Origin of the sequence: Klenkia terrae, from assembly GCF_037083865.1 — a bacterium.
In the GTDB taxonomy this organism is placed as follows: domain Bacteria; phylum Actinomycetota; class Actinomycetes; order Mycobacteriales; family Geodermatophilaceae; genus Klenkia; species Klenkia terrae.
Genome location: NZ_JBAPLV010000053.1, coordinates 1 through 7637, shown reverse-complemented (window position 1 = coordinate 7637; position 7637 = coordinate 1). Strand labels below are relative to the sequence as shown.

The 7637-nt window shown below is 73.0% G+C and carries 7 protein-coding genes; 3 read left to right on the top strand and 4 right to left on the bottom strand.

What is annotated here, in order from left to right; translation table 11 throughout:
- Positions 1-201: 201 nt before the first annotated feature.
- Positions 202-351 carry a hypothetical protein gene (locus UXQ13_RS23305; RefSeq protein ID WP_225233661.1) on the top strand — a complete coding sequence of 50 codons (150 nt, stop codon included), beginning with the start codon at positions 202-204 and terminating at the stop codon, positions 349-351.
- 19 nt (positions 352-370) lie between these two features.
- Here UXQ13_RS23305 and UXQ13_RS23300 read toward each other — a convergent pair whose 3' ends face one another.
- From UXQ13_RS23300 to UXQ13_RS23285, 4 genes are all read right to left on the bottom strand, one after another.
- Entirely contained in the window at positions 371-805 is a 435-nt protein-coding gene (locus UXQ13_RS23300) for an SRPBCC family protein (RefSeq protein ID WP_225233662.1), read from the bottom strand.
- Positions 806-923: 118 nt separating this feature from the next.
- The gene (locus UXQ13_RS23295) at positions 924-2654 is read right to left on the bottom strand and encodes a glycerol-3-phosphate dehydrogenase/oxidase (RefSeq protein ID WP_225233663.1); all 1731 of its coding nucleotides are present in this window, start codon (positions 2652-2654) and stop codon (positions 924-926) included.
- A gap of 118 nt (positions 2655-2772) precedes the next feature.
- On the bottom strand, positions 2773-4278 hold the full coding sequence (gene glpK, locus UXQ13_RS23290; RefSeq protein ID WP_336393085.1) for a glycerol kinase GlpK: 1506 nt from the start codon (positions 4276-4278) through the stop codon (positions 2773-2775).
- Positions 4271-4990: an IclR family transcriptional regulator gene (locus tag UXQ13_RS23285; protein ID WP_225233665.1), complete on the bottom strand. Its 720-nt coding sequence runs from the start codon at positions 4988-4990 to the stop codon at positions 4271-4273. Before UXQ13_RS23285 ends, glpK (UXQ13_RS23290) begins: the two co-directional genes overlap by 8 nt.
- A 181-nt stretch (positions 4991-5171) precedes the next feature.
- Here UXQ13_RS23285 and UXQ13_RS23280 point away from each other — a divergent pair, with 181 nt between their 5' ends.
- Both UXQ13_RS23280 and glpK (UXQ13_RS23275) read left to right on the top strand, forming a co-directional pair.
- On the top strand, positions 5172-5906 hold the full coding sequence (locus UXQ13_RS23280) for an MIP/aquaporin family protein (protein ID WP_225233666.1): 735 nt from the start codon (positions 5172-5174) through the stop codon (positions 5904-5906).
- A 47-nt stretch (positions 5907-5953) separates the two neighbouring features.
- On the top strand, positions 5954-7474 hold the full coding sequence (gene glpK, locus UXQ13_RS23275) for a glycerol kinase GlpK (RefSeq protein ID WP_225233667.1): 1521 nt from the start codon (positions 5954-5956) through the stop codon (positions 7472-7474).
- Positions 7475-7637 lie beyond the last annotated feature (163 nt).

The window sequence follows — 7637 nt, the reverse complement described above, 5'->3', positions numbered from 1 at the left end:
GTGGCCCGCCATAGCCCCCGCCGTCGACCCTGCTCGAGTCCCAGGCCTGGCCGTCGTCCCGTGGTCCGCTCACCGGCCCAGTCTCGCCGATGCCCCGTCGGACCCCCGGCAGGCGCTCAGGTCCGGGACGCCTCGGCCACCGGCGCCGGGCCCAGCCGCGCGCCCTCGACCGCCTCCGCGGGCCTGATCTGGGCCGCGCTCGTGCTGGCCCCCCGCTGGACGAGCGCCCCCGAGCCGGTGGCCCGGCTGGTCGACGGCCTGCCCAGCGCCCTGACCGGGCTGCCGCCGTGGACCGCGGCGCTCGGCGCGCTGCTGGTGCTCGCGGCACTGGTCGCACCGCGCCGCCGCTGAGGGCGGCGCGGCGCACCGGTCACAGCGTCGCGAGGACCTCGGTCATCTTCTCCTCGGTGTCGCTGCCGAGCTTCTCCAGCGCGGGCTTGAGCAGCGGCCCGGCGAGGGTGGCGACCCCGTGGAAGTCGAAGTCCACGTGGTAGGTGATCTCCGTGCTGGTGGCGTCGACCGCGCGCAGCGAGATGTCGTCGGTCGAGGTCACCGTCTTGTTCTCGCCGACCAGGGTGAGGTGGTCGGGCTCCCACCGCTCGAGGCGGTACTCCAGCTCGGTCTCCCGGCCCATGAACTCGCTGACGTTCTTCCAGCGCGACCCGACCTGGACCGGCTGGCCGTCCAGCGGCGTGCAGGTCTTCGTGCCCGGGTCCCAGGCCTCGGCGTTGGCGAAGTCGGCGAGGTAGGGGCCGATCTTCTCGATCGGGGCGTGCACGGTGAAGGTTCGCTCGACGGTCGGCATGGCCCAGGAGTGCCCGCCACCCGCCGTCCCAACCGCACCCCCCATCGGCAGAGGAACCTCTGCACCCCCTCTCCGTGCGATGAAGGGGTGCAGAGGTTCCTCTGCCGTGCGGGTTCGGCTACACCAGGGCGCGGCCCACGGCGACGGCGCGGGTGTCCGGTGCGGCGACGCGGACGGCGTCGGCTGCCCGGTCGTCGTCCTGGGTCTGCGAGCGGCGCTCGGCCTCGACCCGGGCGGCGTAGGAGGCCACCTCGTTGGCGACCCGCTCGTCGTCCCACCCGAGGACGCCGGCGACGGCCTCGGCGACGGCCTGCGCGGACTCGGTGCCGCGGTGCGGGGTCTCGATCGAGATCCGGGTGCGCCGGGCGAGCAGGTCGTCCAGGTGCAGGGCGCCCTCGTGCGCGGCCCCCCACACCATCTCGACCATGAGGTACTCCTCGGCGCCGGGCACCGGCTGCAGCAGCGAGCGGTCGTCGGCGGCCAGGGCCAGCACGTCGGGGGTCAGCGAGCCGTACCGGTTGAGCAGGTGCTCGGCGCGGTAGTTGCCGATGCCCCAGGTGTCGGCCAGCCGGTCCAGGGAGTTGACCATCGCGTGGTAGCCCTCGGCCCCGACCAGCGGGATGTCCTCGGTGACGCTGGCCGGCACGGTCCGGGTGACGTCCTCGGCGACGGCGTCCACGGCGTCGGCGGCCATCGGCCGGTACGTCGTGTACTTGCCGCCGGCGACGGAGATGACGCCGGGCGAGGGCCGGGCGACGGCGTGCTCGCGGGAGAGCTGGCTGGTGTCCTCGGACTCCCCGGACAGCAGCGGGCGCAGGCCGGCGAAGACCCCGGAGATGTCCTCGTGGGTCAGCGGGGTGGTCAGCACCCGGTTGACGTGCTCGAGGATGTAGTCGATGTCGGCCTTGGACGCCGCCGGGTGGGCCTTGTCCAGGTCCCAGTCGGTGTCGGTGGTGCCGACGATCCAGTGCGAGCCCCACGGGATGACGAACAGGACCGACTTCTCGGTCTTGAGGATCAGCCCGGTCTCGCCGTTGATCCGGTCCCGCGGGACGACGATGTGCACGCCCTTCGAGGCCCGGACGTGGAACCGGCCGCGGCCGCCCACCAGGGTCTGCAGGTCATCGGTCCACACGCCGGTCGCGTTGACCACGACCTCGCTCTTGACGTCGATCTCCTGGCCGGTCTCCACGTCGCGCACCCGGGCGCCGACCACGCGGCCGCCGACCCGCAGGAACGAGACGACCTCGGCGGAGTTCAGCACGGTGGCGCCGTACTTCGCGGCGGTCAGCGCGACGGTGAGGGTGTGCCGGGCGTCGTCGGCCTGGGCGTCGAAGTAGCGGACGGCGCCGACCAGCGCGTCGGGCTTCAGCGCCGGGAAGAGCTTGCGGGCGCCGGTGCGGGACAGGTGCTTCTGCGACGGCATCGGCTCGCTGAGCGCGCCGAACCGGGCCAGCCCGTCGTACAGCGCCAGGCCGGCGGTGACGTAGGGCCGCTCCCACACGCGGTGGGTCAGCGGGTACAGGAAGGGCAGCGGCTTGACCAGGTGCGGGCTGATCCGGTTCACGGCGAGGTCGCGCTCGTGCAGCGCCTCGCGGACCAGGCCGAAGTCGAACTGCTCCAGGTAGCGCAGGCCGCCGTGGAAGAGCTTCGACGAGCGGGACGACGTCCCGGAGGCGAAGTCGCGGGCCTCGACCAGAGCGGTCTTCAGGCCACGGGTGGCGGCGTCCAGCGCGACGCCGGCGCCGGTGACACCACCGCCGACGACCAGGACCTCGAACTCCTCGGCGGCCAGGGCGGCCCAGGCTGCGGCCCGCGCCTCGGGACCCATCGGGGGGACGGCGGACATGGCGCACTCCTCGGTTCGGTGCGGCCCGGGAGCCTCGGTGCATCCCGGACGCTCGACGCCCACGGTAGGACCGGGTGCGGCGGGCGGCGACGCGATCCGTACGACAGTGTCGGACGGCTCAGCTCTCGCCCCAGGCGATCGACAGCCGGACGGCCTTCTCCCAGGTGGGGTACTCCGCGGTCAGCTGGGCCGCCCGGGCCGGCACCGGGGACCACTGTGCCGAGCGGTGCCAGTTGCGGCGCAACGCGCCCACATCGGCCCACAGCCCGACCGCCAGCCCGGCCGCGTAGGCCGCGCCGAGGGACACCGTCTCCCCGACCATCGGCCGGACGACGGGGGTGTTCAGCACGTCGGCGACGAACTGCATGAGCAGGTTGTTGGTGGTCATCCCGCCGTCGACCCGGAGCGCGGGCAGCGCCAGCCCGGAGTCCGCGGCCATCGCGGCGACGACGTCCCGGGTCTGCCAGCCGATGGCCTCCAGCACGGCCCGGGCCAGGTGGCCCTTGGTCACGTACCCGGTCAGCCCGGCCACCAGCCCGCGCGCCTCGCCCCGCCAGTGCGGCGCCAGCAGGCCGGAGAACGCGGGGACGACGTAGCACCCGCCGTTGTCCTCGACGGTCCGCGCGAGGGTCTCGATCTCCGGGGCGGTGCCGATCAGCCCCAGCCCGTCGCGCAGCCACTGCACCAGCGCCCCGGCGACGGCGACCGACCCCTCCAGCGCGTAGTGCACCGGCTCGCCGGCCAGCTGGTAGGCCACCGTGGAGATGGACCCCGACCGGGTGCGCACCAGCTCCGTGCCGGTGTTCTGCAGCAGGAAGCTGCCGGTGCCGTAGGTGCACTTGGCCTCGCCGGGGGCGAAGCAGGCCTGGCCGAACAGCGCCGCCTGCTGGTCGCCCAGCGCGCCGGTGATCGGGATGGGGGAGCCCAGCGCGGTGGCGCTGCCCAGCAGACCGACCGACGGCCGGATCTCGGGCAGCAGCGTCTCGGGGATGCCGAAGAAGTCCAGCAGGACGGGGTCCCAGCGGCAGGTGCGCACGTCCATCAGCGACGTCCGGCTGGCGTTGGTCACGTCGGTGACGTGCACCCCGCCGTCGGTGCCCCCGGTGAGGTTCCAGATCAGCCAGGTCTCCATGGTGCCGAACAGCAGCTCCCCGCGCTCGGCCCGCTCCCGGGCCCGCGGCACCGCGTCCAGCACCCAGCGCAGCCGCGGCCCGGCGAAGTACCCGGCGATGTCCATCCCGCTGTGCTCGGCCACGACCGCGGCGTCGGGCCGGGCGGAGAGGTGGGCGACCAGGTCGGCGGTCCGGGTGTCCTGCCAGACGATCGCCCGGGTGATCGGCCGGCCGGTGGCGCGGTCCCAGACGACGGTGGTCTCGCGCTGGTTGGCGATGCCGAGGGCCACCACCTCGCCTGCGCTGGACGCCGCGTCGTGCAGCGCCTGGGCCGCCGTCCGCTGCGTGTTCGCCCAGATCTCCATGGGGTCGTGCTCGACCCACCCGGGCCGTGGGAAGAACTGGCGGTGCTCGCGCTGGCGCACCGAGACCATCCGGCCGCCCCGGTCGAACACGATGGACCGGGTCGACGTCGTCCCCTGGTCGACCGCCAGCACGTAGCGGTCAGCCATGCCAGCCCAGCTCCCGGGCGATCCCCTGCGCGGACTCCTGCACCATCGCCACCAGCCGGGGGCGCGGCTGGTGGCGACCGTCCAGCACGGTCTCGGCGGGGCCGGCGATGCCCAGCGCGGCCACCACCAGGCCGGTGGACCCACGCACCGGCACGGCGACCGCCGCGCTGCCCGGCTGGTGGCCGCCCTCGTCGGCGGCCCACCCGCGGGCCCGCACCGCGGTGACCTCCGCGCGGCCGGTGTCGGGCAGCCCGCGCACCGAGCGGTGCGGGGCGAACGCGGCGAGCACCGCGCCCAGCGCCGTCCGGCCGGCCGGCAGCAGCGTGCCGACGTCGAGCACCTGGGCGGAGTCGTCGGGCCGGAAGACGTGGTGCACCACGACGACCTGGGCGTCGACCAGGCTCGCCAGCCGGACGGCGTGCCCGCTGCGCGAGGCCAGCGCGTCGGCCCAGTTGGACGCCCGGGAGCGCAGCTCGTTGACGTCGAGGTGCCCGCTGCCCAGCCGCAGCAGGCCCTGGCCCAGCGCGTAGCGGCCCTCCCGGTCCTGCTCGACGAACCGGACGCCGAGCAGGGTGCGCAGCAGGCTGTGCGCGGTCGTCTTGGGCAGGCCCACCGCGGCGGCGATGTCGGTCACGCCCAGGGTGCCGCCGCTGCCGGCGACCACCTGCAGGATCGCGGCCGCCCGCTCGAGTGACTGCACGGTGCCCGGCACACCGCGGACCGTAGGCCATCCGGGACCGATCGGTCCTGTCCGACGATGTCGTACGCAACGGCTTCCGCCCGGTGACCGGGGACACCTAGCGTCCAGGCGCCAGGGTGATCGGGGACACAGGCGGCCCCCTGGCACCGAACCGGCCCGCACCGCCGCGGGCTCGTAGACAGGAGTTCCCCCCTTGACCACCAGTCTCTGGACCGTCTTCGGCAGCGAGGTCACCGGTACCGCGATCCTCATCCTGCTCGGCGTCGGCGTGGTCGCCAACGTGCTGCTCGCCAAGTCGGGCGCCCTGGGTGGCGGCTACATCGTGATCATCTTCGGCTGGGGGCTCGCGGTCTTCGCGGGTGTCTTCGCCGCCGCCACCTCCGGGGCCCACCTGAACCCGGCGGTCACCATCGGCTTGCTGGTCAGCGGCGCCGCCGAGTACGCACCGGGCGTCGAGGTCACCCTCGCGTCCACGCTGGTGTACTTCGCCGCCGAGCTCCTCGGGGCGTTCATCGGTGCCGTGCTGGCCTGGCTGGCCTTCCGCAAGCACTACGAGACCGAGACCGACCCCGGCACGATCCTGGGCACCTTCTCCACCGGCCCGGCCATCAAGAGCTACGTCGACAACATCATCACCGAGGCCCTCGGCACGTTCGTGCTGGTCTACATCGTGCTGCGCTTCGGGGACACCCCGACCGAGATCGGCCCGCTGGCCGTGGCGCTGCTCGTCGTCGGCATCGGCGCCTCGCTGGGCGGCCCGACCGGGTACGCGATCAACCCGGCCCGCGACCTGGGCCCGCGCATCGCGCACTTCCTGCTGCCCATCAAGAACAAGGGCGCCAGCAACTGGTCCTACGCCTGGGTCCCGATCGTGGGCCCGATCATCGGCGCGGTCCTCGCCGGCCTGTTCTCGCACGTCTCGATCTAGCCCCCACCCCCGCAGACCACCGCACCTCAGAGCAGAGGAGACACCCCATGGCTGGCAAGTACGTCGCCGCGATCGACCAGGGCACCACGAGCACCCGCTGCATCCTCTTCGACCACGACGGCAAGATCGTCGCGACCGGGCAGAAGGAGCATGAGCAGATCTTCCCGCGCGCCGGGTGGGTCGAGCACGACGCCACCGAGATCTGGGCCAACACCCGCGAGGTCGTCGGCCAGGCGCTGGCCCGGGGCAACGCCTCGACGTCCGACGTCGTCGCCGTCGGCATCACCAACCAGCGCGAGACCACGGTCGTCTGGGACAGGACCACCGGCCAGCCGGTCTACAACGCGATCGTCTGGCAGGACACCCGCACCGGCAAGATCTGCGACGAGCTCGCCGCCCTCGGCGGCGGCGACGAGCGCTACAAGGACCGGGTCGGCCTGCCGCTGGCGACCTACTTCGCCGGCCCCAAGGTCCGCTGGATCCTGGACAACGTCGACGGCGCCCGCGAGAAGGCCGAGGCCGGTGACCTGGTCATGGGCACGATCGACTCCTGGTTGATCTGGAACATGACCGGCGGCACCGACGGCGGCCTGCACATCACCGACGTCTCCAACGCCTCGCGCACGATGCTCATGGACTACCGCACCCTCGAGTGGCTCCCGGACATCGCCGAGGAGATGGGCATCCCGATGTCGATGCTCCCGGAGATCCGGTCCAACTCCGAGGTCTACGGCAAGGGCCGCGCCGCCGGCTTCCTCGCCGGCGTCCCGATCTCGGGGTCGCTGGGCGACCAGCAGGCGGCCACCTTCGGCCAGGTCTGCTTCGAGAAGGGCATGGCCAAGAACACCTACGGCACGGGCAACTTCATGCTGCTCAACACCGGCGAGGAGGCCGTCCCCTCGGAGAACGGCCTGCTCACGACGCTGTGCTACAAGCTCGGCGACGCCAAGCCGGTGTACGCCCTCGAGGGCTCGATCGCCGTCACCGGGTCGCTGGTGCAGTGGCTGCGGGACAACCTGGGCATGATCAAGGACGCCCCCGAGGTGGAGACCCTGGCCGCCGGCGTCGAGGACAACGGCGGGGCCTACATCGTCCCGGCGTTCTCCGGCCTCTTCGCCCCGCACTGGCGCTCCGACGCCCGCGGCGCGCTCGTCGGGCTCACCCGGTTCGTGAACAAGGGCCACATCGCCCGCGCCGTCCTGGAGGCCACCGCCTTCCAGACCCGCGAGGTGCTCGACGCCATGAACGCCGACTCCGGGGTCGACCTGACCGAGCTGCGCGTGGACGGCGGCATGGTCGGCAACGAGCTGCTCATGCAGTTCCAGGCCGACGTGCTCGACGTCCCCGTCATCCGGCCCGAGATCGTCGAGACCACCGCCCTGGGCGCGGCCTACGCGGCCGGTCTCGCGGTGGGCTTCTGGTCCTCCCTCGACGAGCTCACCGCCAAGTGGGCCGAGGACAAGCGCTGGGAGCCGCAGATGGACGCCGCCGAGCGCGAGCGCAACTACCGCAACTGGCAGAAGGCCGTCACCAAGACCCTGGACTGGGTCGACGACGACGTCTCGTAGGCCCCTCGCCCCCCAGCGTTGATCAGGGGGGTGCTCGGAAGTCCGTCCTCCTGCACCAGATCTGGTGCAGGAGGACGGACTCCTGCGTAGGTGGACAGTCCCGTCGTTGATCAGCTGGGTTCAGCAGACGCCGTCCTGGCTCACCGGCGTCGGTGAGCCAGGA